This window comes from Vibrio sp. VPAP30 (assembly GCF_001188205.1).
Taxonomy (GTDB): Bacteria; Pseudomonadota; Gammaproteobacteria; order Enterobacterales; family Vibrionaceae; genus Vibrio; species Vibrio bivalvicida.
In genome coordinates, this window is the sequence record NZ_LBLS01000037.1 from 122,059 (window position 1) to 139,709 (window position 17,651).

A 17,651-nucleotide genomic window follows, 5' to 3' on the forward strand; every position below is an offset into this window, starting at 1 on the left:
CTATCGGTTTGATTGGGAAGATGAATTGTTAGAGTTTTGCCTGCTTTCCAAGATTTTTGTCGATTGGCTCAAGTGTTGAATCACTCTTTCGAGTCACTTCAAACTCTTAATAAAATGCGGCTCTTCTTCAAAACTGAAGCTCTCACATGTCTTTTTACTCTCTAATCTTAATAACTGTATTATTCTTAAAGATAAAGATGGGCGGGTATTCTATAAAGCTTACTGGGGACTGTCGTACATGCAAAACATCGTCAAAATCATCACTTTTATCGGTCTCACTTTTTTACTCAGTTGCTCCGAGCCTGTTACACCGATCAAAATCGGCGTTGTTCTGCCTTTAAGCGGAACGTATAGCGTGTATGGAGAACAAGCACTAAAAGGGGCTCAATTGGCGGTTGAACAAATCAATACCCAAGGAGGGGTAAAGCGTCGCCATATAGAACTTATCGTCCGCGACAATAATACTGATCCCGCTAAAACCGTCTCTTACAGCCGTGAGCTTATTCAGCAACACAATGTTCATGCTTTGATGGGGCCTGTAAGCAGCTCCTCTCGATATGCGATGAGTGATATCGCCAGTAAGTACAAAATCCCTATGCTATACGGCATTGACTATGAAGGGGGGCACTACGATGATTATCTCGTTTGTTACAGCACCATTCCGGAACACTACGTTGATCCAGTCATTCCCTATTTCATCGCTACGAATAAAACTAAGTTTTACATCTTTGGTTACGACTATATCTGGCCACACCGTATGTCACAGCGTGTCAAAAAGTCGGTCAACGACAATAAAGGCCAAATCACTGGAGTGGAGTTCACTGCCTTTGGCGTTCGTAATTTTCGGCCTGTTTTAGAACGCCTAGAGGCTTCAGGAAGCGATATGTTGATGTTGATTCTTCCAGGTACAGATGGATTCGAATTTATTAAACAATTTCGTCGTTTTCCATTTAGTAAGCCAATAGATATCGTTGCTTTTGCGGCTGATGAAACTTATCTCATGGAGTTAGATGCGGAGCATCTAGAAGGGATCTACACTCCTCTTCATTTCTTTAGTCAACTGTCGTCAGATTTCACCAAAGCATTCATCAAACAATTTAAACAATTTCATGGCAAAGCATCCTTGGTCACCTACTCGTCTAAGGCTCATTATGACCTCATCTATTTGCTTAAAGAAGCCATAGAAAAGTCTGACATCGCAACTCATCAACAGGTAATGGAGAACTTACACGGTTTTTCTCGATATGCTGGTGCAGAAAAAATCACTCTTAGAGATGACAATCATTTTGATTTGCCAATGTATCTAGGCCAGTTTCAGCAAGGGCGACTTGAGGTCATCAAACATTTTGGAGTTATCACTCCCCCAGATCAAAGACTAGGGGCCCAATGAGCAGACTAAGCTACAAGATTTTTCTGTTATTTGTCCCTTTGATCACCTGCATCTTTTTGTTTGGTCATGGCTATTATGTCGCCCGGAAAAACCTCATGTTGGAGCATATTAACCAGACAAGTCGTCTAGCCACGGCTCAAGTCGCTGCAGATATAGGCTATTTTGCAGAAAGACGTTTAGGTGAGTTTGACGAGATCAGTGATTTGTTACAGCAATGCCACCAACTAGAGTTGACAACATCGCCACGTTCCATTGCCAATGCTCTCAGTTATTCAATGGGGTTTTCCGCTGTTATTGTTTCAGATACCAATGGCCATGTTACGCAGTTTACACTCTCCTCGAATCCAAGTAATCGCTATGTCCTCAGAAAGAAACTTAGCGGAGACACATTACTCGATAACCACACCTTGTCTCTGTTAAGCAAATCATTGGCCCAATGGCAAACTAACGGCCCTATCCGCGAACGGCAAATGAAACGATTGGTTAAACAACTCTCAGAGCTAAATAGCCGTGGAGAAGAGAACTCATATACCAGTAGGAACCTCACCCAAGAGCTAATCAAACTTCGAAGGGTTAAACACTTACCAACCACTGTCGTGACACTTATCGATGCACCGGTTATCAGTAAACTCGGACTAATCTATGACTCATCGACATATTTTTTTTCTCGCCCCCTTGTCGACTGTAAGCAAGAATTGGCAGGCTATTATACCGTAGTGGTCGATAGAACCATTTTAGAAGACCACCTATTCACGGTAAAACAAAGCTTCCTTGAACAAGGGTTGCACGCTGTAGATCTTGCTCTGGTGCGGAACAAAGATGCGCACATCATTACTGGCTATCGTTATCTTAATCAAGACTTGCTCAAACGCCACAAGTTAAACTCCAGCGCACTTCCCATTATGCGTGATGATCTAGGTGGTATGCTGACAAATCAAGCAGTGCTAATCAATCCGACATTAGCCTCTTCCCTGTTGTTAGATAAAGATGTTCGCGATAACGCAAACGTGACAGGTGTCAGCGTCGTTCTTTTCGTAGATCAAGATGAAATAAATAGGGTAACCCAAACTATTAGGCAAGAGGTCACTCTCTACATTGTTACTGCTATTTCACTTTTCTTGATTCTATTTTGGTTTGTCTCCCGTTATGTTGCTATGCCAATTATCGGACTACGTAAGCAAGTACGTTTGTTAGCAAGTGGAGGATATCCAAAATTAGAGCGAACTCAACGAAAGGACGAAATTGGAGAATTACTCAATGCATTTGAAAAAATGACTCAAACTATTCGCCACAAAGAGCAGCAATTAACCAAGCTAGCTCAATATGATCCTCTTACTGGTATTTACAATCGTAGGGCGCTTATAGAGGCAGTGGAGGATATAGAGATACTCCCCCACCATACCACTGTCATTTTAATGCTGGACTTGGACCACTTTAAGCGTGTCAACGATAAATATGGTCATGCTGTGGGTGACACGGTTCTGCGCTACGTGGCCTCTTTGATTAAGCAGGAAATTCGTAAAAGCGACATTTTTGGCCGAATGGGTGGAGAAGAGTTTATCGTGATTCTTCCTGAAGCTCAGCTCGATAAAGGATTACAAATCGCCGAAAGAGTTCGTAAGACGATAGAAATATTCTTAAAAGATTCGCTACCGGATGCACCTTCAAGCCCTCTAACTGTCAGCATAGGTGTCAGTGCGTGGCAAGGCGGCAGCTTTTCAAAGGCCCTTGCCAAAGCAGATAGGTGTTTGTATCGCGCTAAAGAGCAAGGGCGTAACCGTGTGGTTTATGAAGACAGATGAGAATCTAAGTAAGCTTGTGCGTGTTCTTTACCCATGTATTTGCCTAACGTTCGCACGGGTACCGTCGTTAGGTCTACAACGATCAAACCGTCTAGTGCAAAGTTGAATGCTGGGTCTACATTAAAGCACACCAGTTTGCCGTTCATCCCTAAGTACTGCCTTAACAACACAGGCAACCCCATACCTTGCTCTAGACGACTCAACACCTTAGACAACAGTGGTAACTTAGACAATGAACTGAGCATATCCGGACGCCAGAATTCCTGGCCACTTTTTTCTAGCGGAGTTGTCGGTGCCACCAGCTTAGCTTTTTCATCATCGTAATAGTGGACTGACATTACCGATGCGATCAACTGCCTAGCAACTGGGCTGTAGTCATTGCTAATACTCACCGGTCCAAACAAATGAGTGTACCTCGGATTACGCTGGACAAAGCCTGCAATGCCTTTCCATAAAAGTAGTAAGGAGTGCATATTGCGCTGATACTGCTTGGCCACCACAGATCGCCCGAGTTCAATAGACAGACCTAAGCTCTCGACAAAAGCTTCGTCGTATTTGAACAAGCTCGTTGAATACAGCGAACTAATGCCCCCCTTAGCCATTAACTCATCAACTAAACCCAAGCGATAAGCGCCAACTAAGTCACGACTGGCTCGATTCCAGACAAAAAGCTGATGATAGTGCAGATCAAACTGGTCAATATCGCAACTTCGACCACTCCCTTCGCCGACTTCCCTAAAGCTCTCTTCACGTACACGACCTATCTCACGCATCATGCTCGGCATTTTGGGCGTAGGTGCACAGTAGACTTCGAAGTCACCTTGCTCCAACAGTTTGTACTGCTCGAGTCTCGACAGCTCATCTTCTAATGCCTCCACAGATACTGGAGCAATGATAGGCTCAGCATTCTCATCTTGCAGGGTTGGCGCTTGGTCATTATCCATACTTCCCATCAGATAAGTGTTTAAGCGAAAGTACTGAGTAATATCCTCTTCGTTATCAAAATCTTTAATTTCACTGTAAGGGATGGGATTTCCCACAGAAACAGAGATGGTTTCTCCAGACTTATTGAGTAACTCGCGCCCTAGCAATGCCGTTCTAAGCAGTGGATGAATTCTTCCAGCCTGATAAAACAGTTTACTGTTCATTCCATTGATAAATAGAGGTACAGTGGTCGCCTGAGCATGTTTAACAAACTTGGCTACCGATTTACTCCAAGCTTTATCTGTAATCTTGTTCTCATTCGCTTGCCACGAAGACACCTCTCCAGCAGGAAAAAGAATCAGCACTCCCCCTTGCTTTAGATGATGGTTTGCCTCTTTAATGGCTCGTCGATTGGTTTGTTTAGCTTTCTCACCACCAAATACATCAACACCTATGAATAGCTCATCAAGTTCAGGGATACGTTTTAGCAACTCGTTGGCGAGCACTTTGACATCTTTACGCACTTTAGAAATCAATGAAGCGAGAATAATCCCTTCGATACCACCAAATGGGTGATTAGCAACAATCAAAACCGAGCCTTCAGTTGGGATATTGTCAAGGCTGCCATGATTAACCTGATACTGAGTTCCGATTCGAGCCAACGCCTCATGCATAAACTCAAAACTGTCTTCAGGTAAAGCATCTTGCTTGTAAAGCGAATCAAGCGTAGAAAGGCCCGTCGCCCACTCTACAACAGACTCGCCAATACCAAATGGCGTTTTACGTGGTAATCGAAAAGGACTATCAATCATACTAAGCTCCTTTTACTAAAAGGCTGTTAGTGAACGTACCTTTGGTTTTAACGTCGCGAATAAATAGGAATACCCCGCAACTCCAAACGATACATGCCATACCAAATAGTAAGCCTCCATCATTGCCAACCACTTCACCCATCGAGTTAAACTCTGGCATTACGATACCTAGCGGTGTAAACAAGTGGAAGAAAATCGCGCCCGTCATAATGCCAGCACTCATCGCAGCACCCACACCATGTAAGCGAGTAAACAGCATGATTGAGGCTATTAACTCAGCAAAACCAATCAAGTAACCACCATAGACTCCGAACCACTCTATACCCGACCACTCACCCAAGGTGCCGAAAATATGATCGGTTTCGTATGAGCCAGAAAACTTAAAAAACAGTGATTGAACAAACACAAAAGCGATAAATGCAGATGGAATATGCTTTAGCGGAGAAAACTTCATGGAATAGATCCTTATTATTATTGAATGAGTGTTGGCCAGTTTTTATCAGCAGCGGAAATATGACCGGCGCGGTCGTCATCCCACCAGCTTTTAACATCTGCGTCATAGTTCAGGTAAAGCTTGCCATCGACGATTGCCCACTGCTTTGGATCTGCTGAAGCAAAATCATTCTTGGCAGAAACCGCCCATGCACAGTAACCACCATATTGCGGCGCATAGGCTTCTGGATCTGCTTTAAATTTGTCGAGGTTTTGTTGTGAAGAGAAGTACCAGTCGGCACCTTTGTATTCAGTTTGCCATTTGCTGTCCCCCTTCACTGGCTTACCCTCGGAAAAATAGGCAACCGTGTCATAACCACTGACAGCTTTATTGCTGAAGATTCCGGTATAAATTTCGTCGGCGGCAAAGGAAGGAACGCTAACCAACATGATCAGCAGGGCAAATAACTTTTTCATTTAAAAACTCCTTGTTCAGCAATGTCGTTTTTCATGCAACTTAAACGAGTAAGAAAATCAACATTGCGATGATTGTCGATAGATTGGTATTTCATTTCTTGTCTAGTAGAAGACACGACAACCGAGGTAAAACTTACAGTGCGCGCATCATTTCTTGCCATTAATGGTGAAAGGTGCGGATAACTAGCGTCATAGGTTTGATGAAACAGTCGCCCGACTTCATGATCAGGCAAGGTGGTAACCAGTTCATTAAACAGCTTTAGGCGATACTGGCATGCTTCGTCAAAATGCATAGCAGCAGAAACGATTGGGGCAAACGCATGAGTTCGGCTAAGTTGTTCCCCATCCCAAGTCCAAAGTACGGTTTCGTTGGCGGTACGTCTGGTGTCAAAAGAGACGACAGTAAAAGGGGCAAACGAGCTTAAATCCATCTCCAGTAGACGACTATCTGCAGTCTGACTCGAACAACTGCTTGCGAGGCGTTTTATGATAACACCTCGGCTAGTTAACTCTCCATTTGGCGTCATGCCTTGATAAAAGTTGAGCAGGCAGACCGTGACACCATGTTCATTGGTTGAAATCCAGCTTCCACCACCAACAGGATCTATCGGCATCAGACAATGAACACCGTCAATCAAAACACTTTGAGGCTCAAGTGCAGGTAAGCGAGAGCGTTGCTCATCTCGATTGAAGTAAACTTCATAGTGATTATTGCCATGATAAACCCAAGATAAAGTGCACATTCCTATTGAGCCCTCTGGTAAGTTGCCGTTGTTGGTGCGACACCAAAGTGGCTGTCAGAGTCGATACCACGCAAAGATGCAACGACTTTAGCCATCGCAAAATGATGGGTAGCATGCAGTGCAGCGAATGTTAGCTCACGAACGAATGTTGAAGAGACTTCCTCAACATGGGTTTGCGACAATAAGACTTCCGTTTCAACACTGACGGATTGGTGAAGCTCATTGGATGGCAATTCAAACAACCACTCGACCAACTCTCTGATTTCCTGTTTGGCGACGTCTAAACTTCTTTCTACCGCATGTCCGCGACGACGAACGTTGTAGTCGATTTTGAGCGAATCAAGTTTGATGGCGTGAAATAAGTCGAGCCAGTGACGAAAGTGCTCACCTATCGAGCTACTCACATGCGGTTGAGCAATAAAGACATAATCTTCCTGACTGAGTGTTTCTAAAAACTCATAACCTTGATTGAGTGTTTCAATACATCCCACCACAGCTTGGGAAGGGCGCGTCTGAGCGTTTGTAGCTAAGCGTGTCATTACGTTTTTCATGGTTTCTTCCTAAGCGCGGCGGTTAGTCAGTCATCGGATAAAGCTGAGTTAAGAGTTTCTCTTCCCGCCAAGCCTGCAGCAATGCACCAAGTGTCGGGGTTTTGTGGCCTTGTTTTTTATGCTTAGAGCCAATCTGGTAAAGCAAGCGATATTGTTTTAAAAGCGTAGTAAAGATATCGCTTAGCGGAGTATCGCTGTCCCAAATATGTGCGGCTTCGCTGCTCGCCCCATTGATTTCCAAGATATCGAAACACTCACCATTCATTAGGGTTTGGATATCTTGGAACTTAATATCGAGACGACCATAGTGGAAACCTTCAAAATCGCCGAGAATCTGATCTAACTTTTCTTCCAGAGCTTGTGTGATGAAATGGTTACCATCGCGGAAAATAGCACCGCGAGAATGGCTACCTGCAAACGCCAACTGAAACTCGTCCTTATCAGCGACAACCAAATCGAGATGCTCACTATGGCGAGGAAGATAAAGATGCTGAAGCTTGCCTGCCCTTGGACACTTTTCGATTAGGTCTTTCAGGGTAGAATAACCATCCCCAATCACTCTTGGGGAATACTTCAAAGTTATTGAGATTATTTTTCCCCGTGATTCTCCGGGCTGTCTGACATAGAACACCCCCGCTTCTGCACTGTATTGCGACTTCTCTTGCAGCAAGAAACGACCTGATACTGGAAACGTTTCAATATAATTTTGTAACTGTTGATCAGAATGAATAAGTTTCACTCCAACCCCCCGGCAACCCAAATCAGGTTTCGCCACTAACGGGTATGTCAGATCGGCTTTCTCAAGCTGGGTCTTAGCCTCACTGAGTAAGCTTTGAGTGTGTTGTTCGGTTTTAGTCAAAGTAATAAATGGCAAAATCCATTCTTTGGTTTGTTTGCCGGCAGAAGTGAAAATATCGTGCTTTGACTCTCCGACCATGCCACTCAATTTTATAGCTGGATTGGCGATCAATGGTAGTGCCCAATCACGATGGACGACACTTAACGCCGCACTTTGCAGAACAACAGGTGTGTAGAAAAACCAAGCAGGCAAGAATTCAAACGGAGAAATTACTCGTTTCGGTTCTTGGAGTACAGGCATACCCGCATTGACCATTCCCTGTGGAATCATTTCAACGTTAGCGAGCTGTGTCATACGCATCCCTTAAAAGTGTTTTAGTAATCAGTTTGTTTAGAAGCAACATCAGGCACAAACCCAGTGGAATAAGTAGCCAGCTCACTTGGCTATCTTGAAGCCATTGCGCGTTGCCAAGTTGGAAGAAGGAACCAAAAACCAGCGCTGTCCACAGGCCCGTCGCCGTCAAGACGGCAACAAAGAATTTGATTTTTGGCACATCTAGAAAGCCACTCAATGTAAAACCTATCGTTCGAAGGCCGGGAATAAAGCGAACAATGAACAAGGTCATAAACGCTTGTTGATGAAGCTTACGCTGCATACTCCTTGCTCGCTGATAACGGAACAAACGATAACGAAGAAAACGTACTTTTTGCGCAGCCTTGCCCATCAAATAAAGGCCAAGATCACCAGTGCTGATACCAACGAATATCGCCATCAAGGCAACAGAGGTTGGCATCAATTGCTCGACAGCTAACGTTGCAGCGGTCACTATCGCAAGGTCTTCTAATAAATAAGAAAGTAAAACAATGCCAAAAAACAACATCGAAAGGGGTACATTGTCTTGCAACAGCCAAGCTTCTATTGTCGCCGCTAACTCTGTCATAATTTGCCCCAAACTACCTTTATCTAAAAAACAACACGCAAATGGCGCGTTAACTGAGTGTTACATTCTGCAGCAACGACTGGGTTAGTAAGTTTATGATTAACACCCATTTCATACGCCACATTGATAAAGATAGGATAGTCCGCAGAAAAATTTCACTGTGAGACGATTTTTACTGTTATGAGAGGGTGGGTATATCAAAATTGGCCCACAAAATGTTAAAAACAAGAAACAAACAGGAAAAGGCATCACAGCATGAAATCACTCTCTTTGCCTCAAGCGCAAAAACTCGCATTATTGGCACAAGGGCTACCAATAGGCACATCAAAAGGCAGTGCTTACAGCAAAACTCTCAATGCTTTCGAGCAGCTAGGATATGTGCAGATAGATACGATTTCCGTTGTGCAAAGAGCCCATCACCATACACTTTGGAGTCGTAACCCAAGCTATCAACCGAAGCACCTTGATCAGCTTGTCGCCGACCGTAAAGTATTTGAGTATTGGTCCCATGCCGCCGCTTATCTACCCATGAGCAACTTTCGCTACAGTTTACCGCGAAAGGCAGCTATCAAGTCCGGTCAGCAAAAACACTGGTACTGCAATGATCGTAAATTGATGAACGACGTTTTTAAGCGTATCGAGTCCGAAGGCCCACTGATGGCAAAAGACTTTGAATCGAAGCCGCATAAAACGGATGGGTGGCATACTAAACCGACTAAGCAGGCGCTGGAAAACCTCTATATGCAGGGCGATCTGATGATTGCTCAGCGAAGAGGTTTCCATAAAGTCTACGACTTAACTTCACGCGTGTTACCCAGCAGCGTCGATACTTCCATGCCAACACCTCCGGAACATGCACGATTTCTTGTCATGAGCTACCTTAAAGCTCATAGCTTTGGCACCCTCGCAGAGATGACCTATCAGCTTAAAGACGTCAAACAGCATGTGAAACAAGCGATACATGATTTAATTGAGAGTGGAGAAATTGAGCAGATAAAGATAGGTGGGGGCGAGTATGTGGTGGAAAGCGAGGCACTTCGCCTGCTCGACAAACGCATCAATCGTAAACGGGCCAAGATACTTTCTCCGTTTGATAATCTGCTTATTCAAAGAAAGCGCGCCAATGCCGTCTTCAATTTTGACTATCTGATTGAATGCTACGTTCCACAGGCTAAAAGGCAATTTGGTTACTTCTGTTTACCCATTCTTTGGGATGGGAAGTTAGTCGCACGCGCAGACTGCAAGGTTGATAAGAATAAGTCTGTGCTAAACGTACTTCACCTATTCACCGAGCCTTCAATAAAGGATAAAGCAGCATTTTTAACAGCGTTAGAAGAAGAGCTTCAAGCATTTGCCAAGTTCAACCAATGTGAACACTTTACGATTTTGAAGCTCTCCGAAAACGCTAATTAGTCAAGATAACTTTACCCACTTCCAACTCAAATCTATACTAGCTCGCCTCTCTCTACATACCGATGCGCGAAAGATTGAGTTCTCACTCGCCCACTCATTAGGATTATCTATGTCATCTGCCAATTCAGTTATTGTCCTCGATTTTGAGACCACAGGCTTATCTCCAAATATGGGCGATCGCGCCATTGAAATAGGCGCAGTAAAACTCGTTAACGGCGAAGTGGTGGATACCTTTCAGCAACTGATGAACCCAGGCTTTCGAGTCAGTTCCTTTATCGAAGGTTATACGGGTATTACCAACAAGATGTTGGCAGATGCGCCAAGCTGTGAAGTTGTGATGGCAGAATTCTGCGACTTTATCTCTGACAACAACCTCGTCGCGCACAATGCTTCGTTCGATAAACGTTTTTTGGACGGAGAACTAGAGCGTATTGATCTTTCCTATCAAGGTCATTTTGCTTGTTCACTATTGGTTTCTCGTAGACTGAATCAGGAAGCACCAAGCCATAAACTGGGTGACTTAGTGCGTTTCAAAAATATTGACAATGATGGCGTGCTTCACCGCGCTTTAGCCGACTCGCAAATGACAGCAAAATTGTGGCTAATGATGATTGATGAAATGGAACAACAAGGTATTCACCAACCTTCCTTTGAGCTGATGCAGAAAATAAGTAAGACCAGCAAACATGCGGTGGGTAAGCTCCTCGAGCAGCATCGATAAACTCAATGCCACTAATGAGTCGCTAGGGAGCAAGCAGCTCCCCAATATAAAAACACAGATCCATTTGGCTAATTGTATACTCGAGCAAGGGTTCCCATACCTTGGTAATGATACATTATGGAGTCATGGGGGATAAAAGCAGACTCACCTGGTTCTAATCTTATCTGTGTGTCGTCGGTAGAAAGTGTCATTTCCCCTTCTACACAAAATACGATCTCGGCGCTGCGAACGTACTGACAGCTTGGCGTTTGTTCTGAATACAGGATATCAAAACAAAAATCATCCACTGCGATAGGATAGGTAATCTTACCTTGCTTCTTAACAGGAGTTAACTTGACCTCTTCAGGCTTGATCGATTCAAATTTGGTGTTGTCGATCAGCTCAGCGATATCAATGTGTTTTTGAGTTAGCCCTGCGCGTAAAACATTGTCTGAGTTTGCCATTACCTCAAGCCCTGTACCTTCCACGTAAGCATGAGGAGTCTCCGCGTCAAGAAACATAGCCTCACCAGGTTCTAGCTCGACCGTATTGAGCATTAGCGGAGCAAATAAACCAATATCTCCGTCATAGTAAGTTCTGAAATCCGCGCAGTATGATAACGCCTCTCGGCACATAGCGGTTCTAGTAGGGCGCTCAATCGCACGGTACAATTCGCTGAGCGCTTTCGCTTTACGTTTATCACTCACCGACATCACCGAGGTAAAAAACGCCCTCAAACCTTGGCTCGTCTGATTACTTTCCAGTAGTGAAACTTCATCATTAAAGGTAGCTATCGCGGCTTGCTGAAACAATTCTACTATATGTTCAATCGGACGAAAGCCATTGATTGCTTTATAGAAAGTGAGTGCGTACACAAGCTCTGGTTTATGGTTGGGATCTTTATAGTTTCGATTTACTGCGCCTAGCGCAATACCTTGGGCATTTTCTCGAGCAAAGCCTATTTCAGATTTACGCTTATTAGGATGCACCTGAATAGAGAGCGGGGTTTCTGCCGCAAGCACTTTAAATAGATATGGAAGCTCTCCAAATCGAACCGAAGTATAATTGCCAAGAGCGTCCTTTCGATTTTTCTCAATGAAATCAGACAAAAGGTGGCCTGACTCGGCAATTTTCGAACAGCCTCCCGGGTGCGCCCCCATCCAAACCTCGGCCTGCGGATCATCGTTGGGGTTTTCCATACGAAATAACTCTCGAAGCGACTTTTTACTGCCCCAAGCATAGTTCTGTATGACGTTTTCCAGTTTATACAAAGGCATTACAGACCTCACTCAATATCATCCCGTTACACCACTTAAGACAGAATCAGTAGTGTTTCAAACTTAAACATGTTGTCGAAGCGACAAAACTCGACAGCTCCATGTCGAAGACGCCCAAACGCTTGCTTAAAGCGCTCTTCAATACGCTCCGAAGTCTGCTGCAACTCCTGTTTCTCACCCTCGTCAAGTTCCAGAATTCGATAACTCAATGTGATATGAAAATGATAAGAATCGAACTCTGGCATGTTAATGCCTGTCGATGTTCTCAATCTCTCTCTGCAATTAACTAGTGCTAGTCGCGACGATTCTGTCGCTGGCTTCAATCGAATTGAAGTACCACCAGTTGGGCAGTTGTATACATAGTCAAACTCCATTTCGAAACCTGAATGCGCACCAATCTGGCTAACTTCAGTGGCAAATAGATCGGTCGCATGAGCCAGAGGTGTATCCAACGGCAGTTTAGTAGTCCATTTTTCTGGCGACCTCACTTGATCACAAATCCCTTCAAATACCGTCATGTGCATTGAAGATATCGGCAAGAATGAAAATTTAGCCCCACACTGCATTTGCTTAAGTTCGTTTTGGGCCCATTCAAGCAAAATGATGAGTTCAGAAGATTGGTCGACATGGCAAATAAAGGTATTACCCGGAAATTGCCTTACCGTGCCATCTTGGTTGAATTTTATTCCTACTGCTGGTGCATAGTTCATTATTAGCTCTCCACATAATTTTCGATATATACTACCCTTAATAAATTAATTTAGTTAAGTTAATTTATTAAAATGTGAAATTGTGAGCTTTACAGGGAACTGGTTCCCTTTATTGGTGACAAACCATTACCCGGAAAAGCCCACCAACCTGTCAAACAGACCGTAAAGCTAATCAATAACGCAACAATACATAAGGGTAATGAATGAAAAAGCTAACATGCTTTAAGGCTTATGATATTCGAGGAAAACTCGAGCATGAGCTCAACTACGACGTGGTTTATCGTATCGGCCGGGCATTTGGTCAATATCTGAATGCAAAGAAAGTCGTGATCGGCGGTGACGCCCGAGCCACCTCCGAACCACTTAAACTGGCACTGGCCGATGGCTTGATTGATGCAGGTACTGATGTCATCGACCTTGGCATGACAGGCACCGAAGAAATATATTACGCTGCACAAGTTATGGATGTTAACGGCGGCATTGAAATCACCGCCAGTCATAATCCTATAGATTACAACGGGTTAAAGCTAGTTCGAGAGAATGCCAAACCCATCAGTGGCGACACAGGTCTGAAAGACATTCAGGCTTTGGCAGAAAAGGCTGAGTTTATTGAGCCCCCACAAAAAGGTCGCTATCAACAATCCACTCACCTAAATGAGTACACAGAACACCTGCTCAGCTATATCGATGCCGATAATATCACCCCCCTGAAACTGGTCGTGAACTCCGGCAATGGGGCAGCAGGGCACGTGGTCGATGCCTTGGAACAGCGCTTTAACCAACTGCAGGTTCCTATTGAGTTCATTAAGGTTTTCCACGAGCCGGACAGCAACTTCCCCAATGGAATTCCTAACCCTCTGCTCCCTGAAAACCGCCACGCCACCTCATCCGCAGTACTTGAGCACCAGGCTGATATGGGTATTGCTTGGGATGGTGACTTTGACCGCTGCTTCTTGTTCGATGAAAACGGGCAGTTTATAGAAGGCTATTACATCGTCGGCTTATTGGCTGATGCATACCTAGCCAAGCATCCTGGTGCAAAGGTGATTCACGACCCACGCCTTACCTGGAATAGTATTGATATTATCGACCAAGCTGGTGGTGAGGCTATCATGTCCAAGACAGGGCACGCCTTTATTAAAGAAAGAATGCGCAGTGAAGATGCGGTCTATGGTGGAGAGATGAGTGCTCATCACTACTTTCGCGACTTTGGTTACTGCGATAGCGGTATGATTCCTTGGTTGTTGGTCAGCGAGTTATTGTGTTTGAAAGGCCAAACACTGTCGAACTTGGTGGCTAAACGTATTGCAGCTTTCCCTTCCTCCGGTGAAATTAACTGCAAGTTAGTCGCTCCAGAATCGACTCTTCAGCGCATTAAATCTATCTTTGAGGCGGATGCATTAACGGTTGATCACACCGATGGTGTTAGTATGGAATTTGCCAACTGGCGGTTCAATTTAAGAGCTTCTAATACCGAGCCTGTAGTACGCTTAAATGTCGAAACAAGGGCATGCACTCAATTATTGAAGGACAAAACCGAGCAGCTTTTAGCACTTCTGAGCTCGAACTAATTCCTTTCCCAGAGCTGCCGATTTGGCAGCTCTATCTTATTTGTTACTTAAATTAACGACCTTAATAAAACCCCATCATTTCTATAAACAAGATCACACTTTGATTATCTTTTATCAATAAAACCTCTAACAAAGCTCAAGCCGTGAACACTTTCACAAAAACATTAAATTAACCAAGTTAATATAATTGTCATATTAGTGCCCTACTCTACGCTTTGATAAAAGACAAACTTCGACAATAAAAGGCAATCGAATGTCACGACTAGAACTTAAAAATATCTGTAAAAACTTTGGCGACTTTGTTGCTTCAAAAGACATCAGTTTTGTTGCAGAAGAAGGGGAAATGGTCACCCTTCTGGGTCCATCCGGTTGTGGCAAAACAACGCTGCTGAAGATGATCGGTGGTTTCCATACGCCAGATTCTGGTGAAATCGTGATTGGTGATGAAGTGGTCAACACTGTTTCACCCGAAAAGCGCAACACCTCGATGTGTTTCCAGTCTTATGCTCTTTTCCCTCACTTGAGTGTTGATCACAATATCGCTTTTGGTCTGCAACAGAAAAAAGTGAGCAAACAGGATCAAATAACGCGTGTAGAAGAAGCCGTCACTCAGGTTGATCTAGATGAGCACGCACATAAGATGCCCAACGAGCTATCTGGTGGTCAGCAGCAACGTGTCGCACTCGCCCGTGCCATGGTCACTCGCCCTGCGGTGATCTTATTCGATGAGCCTCTGTCTAACCTAGACGCCAAACTGCGTGAATCAGTACGTTTTGAGATCCGTGAACTGCAAAAGCGCTTTAACCTTACCGCCATCTACGTCACTCATGATCAAGCCGAAGCATTAGCCATGTCCGATAAGATTGTCGTGTTGAACAAAGGTCGTATCGAACAGATTGGCACGCCAGAAGACATCTACTACCGCCCAGCTAACCGCTTTGTCGCAGATTTCATTGGTGCGGCCAACATTATGCCTGCACAGGTCAAATTGCTGGGGCAGGATAATACCTATCAAATCAAGACTGAACTTGGTGATTTTATTGTCGAATCGGATGAGCACCCAAAAAGCGAATACATCTATGTTAGCTGGCGTCCAGAAGATGCCGAAATCGCCACCAGCAAATGTGAAAACAGTTTTGCTGCTAACGTGCAGAAAATGGCGTTCATGGGGAATGTCACTGATTTGGTTTTGCAGCCTGTCGAAGGTTCAACCATGGAAGTGCGTGTTCAGCTACCGAAGAAACCTGTATTTGACAACCAGTCACTAAACTTTTCAATCCCAAGAACAGGTATCCGCTTCTTAGAAGAGGTCACAGCATGAACAACAATCTCACCAGCTGGAAAGTTTGGCTGATGCTGCTTCCCGGTGTCGGCACTATCATGCTTTTGATGGGGTCAACCTTCTATATGGTGATCTCTCAAAGCTTGGGATTTCACAATATGATGGGAGAAAGTGGCTTTTCACTCACTTTCTGGCAAGAAGCGCTCAGCGATGCAAAACTACATAAATCTCTGATTTATTCGATTAAAGTCTCAGTGATCGGTGCACTTGGCGCCGTTGCAATGGCCTATCCGTTAGTACTTTGGCTGCGTAGACCGTTTCCAGGGTCAACGACTATTACTGGTGTTCTTAGAGCACCAATGTTTATCCCTGGTCTGGTTGCAGCGTTTCTCTTAGTTAACGTGATTTCTTACCACGGTATCGTAAACCAAATTCTGCTGGGACTAGGGATCACTGATAAACCAATCCGAATGCAAAACGACGACTTTGGCTGGGGCGTGATCATGCTGCAAATTTGGAAACAGCTACCATTTGCCATGATCTTACTGGCAGGTGCGGTGAACTCTATCCGAAATGATGTGTTGGATGCAGCTTCAGACCTCGGTGCATCTGCGTGGAACAGATTTAAAGGCATCATCTTTCCCATTTCGATTCCATCACTTCAGGTTTCGTTGATCCTAATCTTCATTGGTGCCTTAGGAGACTACTCATTTTACTCTATCGCCGGGCCGAAAAACACTTACTCATTGTCAATGCTCATGCACATTACCTCTACAGAGTTTATGGAATGGAACAAAGGTGCAGTTATTGCCGTGATCATTATGATTACAGCAGTTGTTGTCGCCCTAGCTATCTCTCTGTTAACCGCGCCACTCGCTTATAAGAAAGGGAGATTGAAATAATGACTTCTTTGGTATCTAAAGCTCTACCAAGTGGGAACACGCCAAAAGTGAAAACCAAAAATGGCAAGCTGATCAACAAAATCGCTATCGGTCTGTTTATCGCAGTGAACTTCTTTTGGCTTGGCGTGCCCTTCATTATGGCTTTGCTGTGGTCTTTGGTTGACCCAGAACATCCATGGAGCTATCCAGATGTATTGCCTCAAGTATTGTCATTTGGCCGCTGGACAGACATGTGGGAAAACTCGGGGCTGGTCGAAGCACTACAAAACAGCTATACCATTGCACCTGCTGTGGCGATTCTGACCGTCCTATTGGCCTTACCCACTGCCTACGCTTTTGGCCGCATTGATTTCAGAGGCAAACGAATTGCCGAGGTAATCACTCTGCTACCTCTTGTGATGCCGGGTATGATCATTGGTGTGTTCTTCAGTTCAATGTTGATTGCTCTAGATTTCTCCAACGCATACATAGGTATCGTCGTTGGTCATACTGTCCTAGCGCTGCCCTATGCTATTCGTATTTTGTCAGCGAGCTTTAAGGGCGTGCCTCAAGACTTAATCGACGCGAGCCGAGATTTGGGTGGGAATTCATGGGCTACGTTTAAAAACGCCTACCTGCCGATGCTAAAGCCTGGATTATTGGCATCACTGATCTTCTGCCTAGTGATCAGTATTGAAGAGTTCAACATTGCATTTGTGCTTGGTTCACCAGATTACGTCACTGTACCAACCATTCTCTACTCTTATCTGGGCTACTCATTTATTCGTCCGAATGCCGCGGTGGTTTCCCTGATACTGGTGATTCCAAACGTCATTCTAATGCTGATTATTGAACGTCTGCTTAAAGGTAACTACCTAGCAGAGTCAACAGGCAAGGCCTAGATCATAACGAGCTGTACCCCTACAAACAGAAAAATATAAAGAGAC

The 17,651-nt window shown here is 44.4% G+C and carries 17 protein-coding genes; 8 read left to right on the forward strand and 9 right to left on the reverse strand.

From position 1 onward, the window contains the following. Positions 1 to 238 precede the first annotated feature (238 nt). Positions 239 to 1,390 (forward strand): substrate-binding protein, encoded by a 1,152-nt coding sequence (locus tag ZX61_RS17245; RefSeq protein WP_049845836.1) that lies wholly within the window; start codon positions 239 to 241, stop codon positions 1,388 to 1,390. A 95-nt stretch (positions 1,391 to 1,485) separates the two neighbouring features. Beyond that, positions 1,486 to 3,192, forward strand: coding sequence for a sensor domain-containing diguanylate cyclase (locus tag ZX61_RS17250; protein WP_235431349.1), 1,707 nt, complete (start codon positions 1,486 to 1,488; stop codon positions 3,190 to 3,192). Here the strand turns inward: ZX61_RS17250 and ZX61_RS17255 are convergent. From ZX61_RS17255 to ZX61_RS17285, 7 genes are read right to left on the reverse strand one after another with little or no spacing between them, the layout of a single operon-like run. Then, on the reverse strand, positions 3,177 to 4,928 hold the full coding sequence (locus ZX61_RS17255) for a lysophospholipid acyltransferase family protein (protein ID WP_049845838.1): 1,752 nt from the start codon (positions 4,926 to 4,928) through the stop codon (positions 3,177 to 3,179). The two genes, ZX61_RS17250 and ZX61_RS17255, sit on opposite strands and share 16 nt — an antisense overlap. 1 nt (position 4,929) lies before the next feature. After that, positions 4,930 to 5,382 (reverse strand): hypothetical protein, encoded by a 453-nt coding sequence (locus ZX61_RS17260; RefSeq protein WP_049845839.1) that lies wholly within the window; start codon positions 5,380 to 5,382, stop codon positions 4,930 to 4,932. Between the two features lie 17 nt (positions 5,383 to 5,399). After that, complete coding sequence (locus ZX61_RS17265) at positions 5,400 to 5,837, reverse strand: YHS domain-containing (seleno)protein (RefSeq protein ID WP_049845840.1); 438 nt, start codon at positions 5,835 to 5,837, stop codon at positions 5,400 to 5,402. Next, positions 5,834 to 6,580, reverse strand: coding sequence for an NRDE family protein (locus ZX61_RS17270; RefSeq protein ID WP_049845841.1), 747 nt, complete (start codon positions 6,578 to 6,580; stop codon positions 5,834 to 5,836). Before ZX61_RS17270 ends, ZX61_RS17265 begins: the two co-directional genes overlap by 4 nt. A 2-nt stretch (positions 6,581 to 6,582) precedes the next feature. Beyond that, positions 6,583 to 7,119 carry a hypothetical protein gene (locus ZX61_RS17275; protein WP_193395091.1) on the reverse strand — a complete coding sequence of 179 codons (537 nt, stop codon included), beginning with the start codon at positions 7,117 to 7,119 and terminating at the stop codon, positions 6,583 to 6,585. Between the two features lie 34 nt (positions 7,120 to 7,153). Further along, positions 7,154 to 8,284, reverse strand: a complete 1,131-nt coding sequence (locus tag ZX61_RS17280) for a D-alanine--D-alanine ligase (protein ID WP_049845843.1) — start codon at positions 8,282 to 8,284, stop codon at positions 7,154 to 7,156. Next, a complete protein-coding gene (locus ZX61_RS17285) occupies positions 8,268 to 8,870 on the reverse strand; it encodes a DedA family protein (RefSeq protein ID WP_049845844.1) in 603 nt (200 codons plus the stop codon). Before ZX61_RS17285 ends, ZX61_RS17280 begins: the two co-directional genes overlap by 17 nt. A gap of 255 nt (positions 8,871 to 9,125) precedes the next feature. Here ZX61_RS17285 and ZX61_RS17290 point away from each other — a divergent pair, with 255 nt between their 5' ends. Together ZX61_RS17290 and ZX61_RS17295 are read left to right on the forward strand one after the other, a co-directional pair. Continuing rightward, entirely contained in the window at positions 9,126 to 10,283 is a 1,158-nt protein-coding gene (locus tag ZX61_RS17290; protein ID WP_049845845.1) for a winged helix-turn-helix domain-containing protein, read from the forward strand. A 109-nt stretch (positions 10,284 to 10,392) separates the two neighbouring features. Then, positions 10,393 to 11,004, forward strand: coding sequence for a 3'-5' exonuclease (locus tag ZX61_RS17295; protein WP_049845846.1), 612 nt, complete (start codon positions 10,393 to 10,395; stop codon positions 11,002 to 11,004). A 68-nt stretch (positions 11,005 to 11,072) separates the two neighbouring features. Here ZX61_RS17295 and manA read toward each other — a convergent pair whose 3' ends face one another. Then, positions 11,073 to 12,260: a mannose-6-phosphate isomerase, class I gene (gene manA, locus ZX61_RS17300; protein WP_049845847.1), complete on the reverse strand. Its 1,188-nt coding sequence runs from the start codon at positions 12,258 to 12,260 to the stop codon at positions 11,073 to 11,075. A 35-nt stretch (positions 12,261 to 12,295) separates the two neighbouring features. Beyond that, positions 12,296 to 12,970 (reverse strand): DUF1868 domain-containing protein, encoded by a 675-nt coding sequence (locus tag ZX61_RS17305; RefSeq protein WP_049845848.1) that lies wholly within the window; start codon positions 12,968 to 12,970, stop codon positions 12,296 to 12,298. A gap of 203 nt (positions 12,971 to 13,173) precedes the next feature. On the opposite strand from ZX61_RS17305, the gene ZX61_RS17310 reads away from it, so the two are divergent. From ZX61_RS17310 to ZX61_RS17325, 4 genes are all read left to right on the forward strand, one after another. Then, positions 13,174 to 14,541 (forward strand): phosphomannomutase/phosphoglucomutase, encoded by a 1,368-nt coding sequence (locus ZX61_RS17310; protein ID WP_049845849.1) that lies wholly within the window; start codon positions 13,174 to 13,176, stop codon positions 14,539 to 14,541. A gap of 253 nt (positions 14,542 to 14,794) precedes the next feature. Continuing rightward, positions 14,795 to 15,862, forward strand: coding sequence for an ABC transporter ATP-binding protein (locus ZX61_RS17315; protein ID WP_049845850.1), 1,068 nt, complete (start codon positions 14,795 to 14,797; stop codon positions 15,860 to 15,862). Further along, complete coding sequence (locus ZX61_RS17320) at positions 15,859 to 16,725, forward strand: ABC transporter permease (protein ID WP_049845851.1); 867 nt, start codon at positions 15,859 to 15,861, stop codon at positions 16,723 to 16,725. The genes ZX61_RS17315 and ZX61_RS17320 overlap by 4 nt, the downstream gene beginning before the upstream one ends. Next, positions 16,725 to 17,606, forward strand: coding sequence for an ABC transporter permease (locus ZX61_RS17325; protein WP_049845852.1), 882 nt, complete (start codon positions 16,725 to 16,727; stop codon positions 17,604 to 17,606). The genes ZX61_RS17320 and ZX61_RS17325 overlap by 1 nt, the downstream gene beginning before the upstream one ends. Positions 17,607 to 17,651 lie beyond the last annotated feature (45 nt).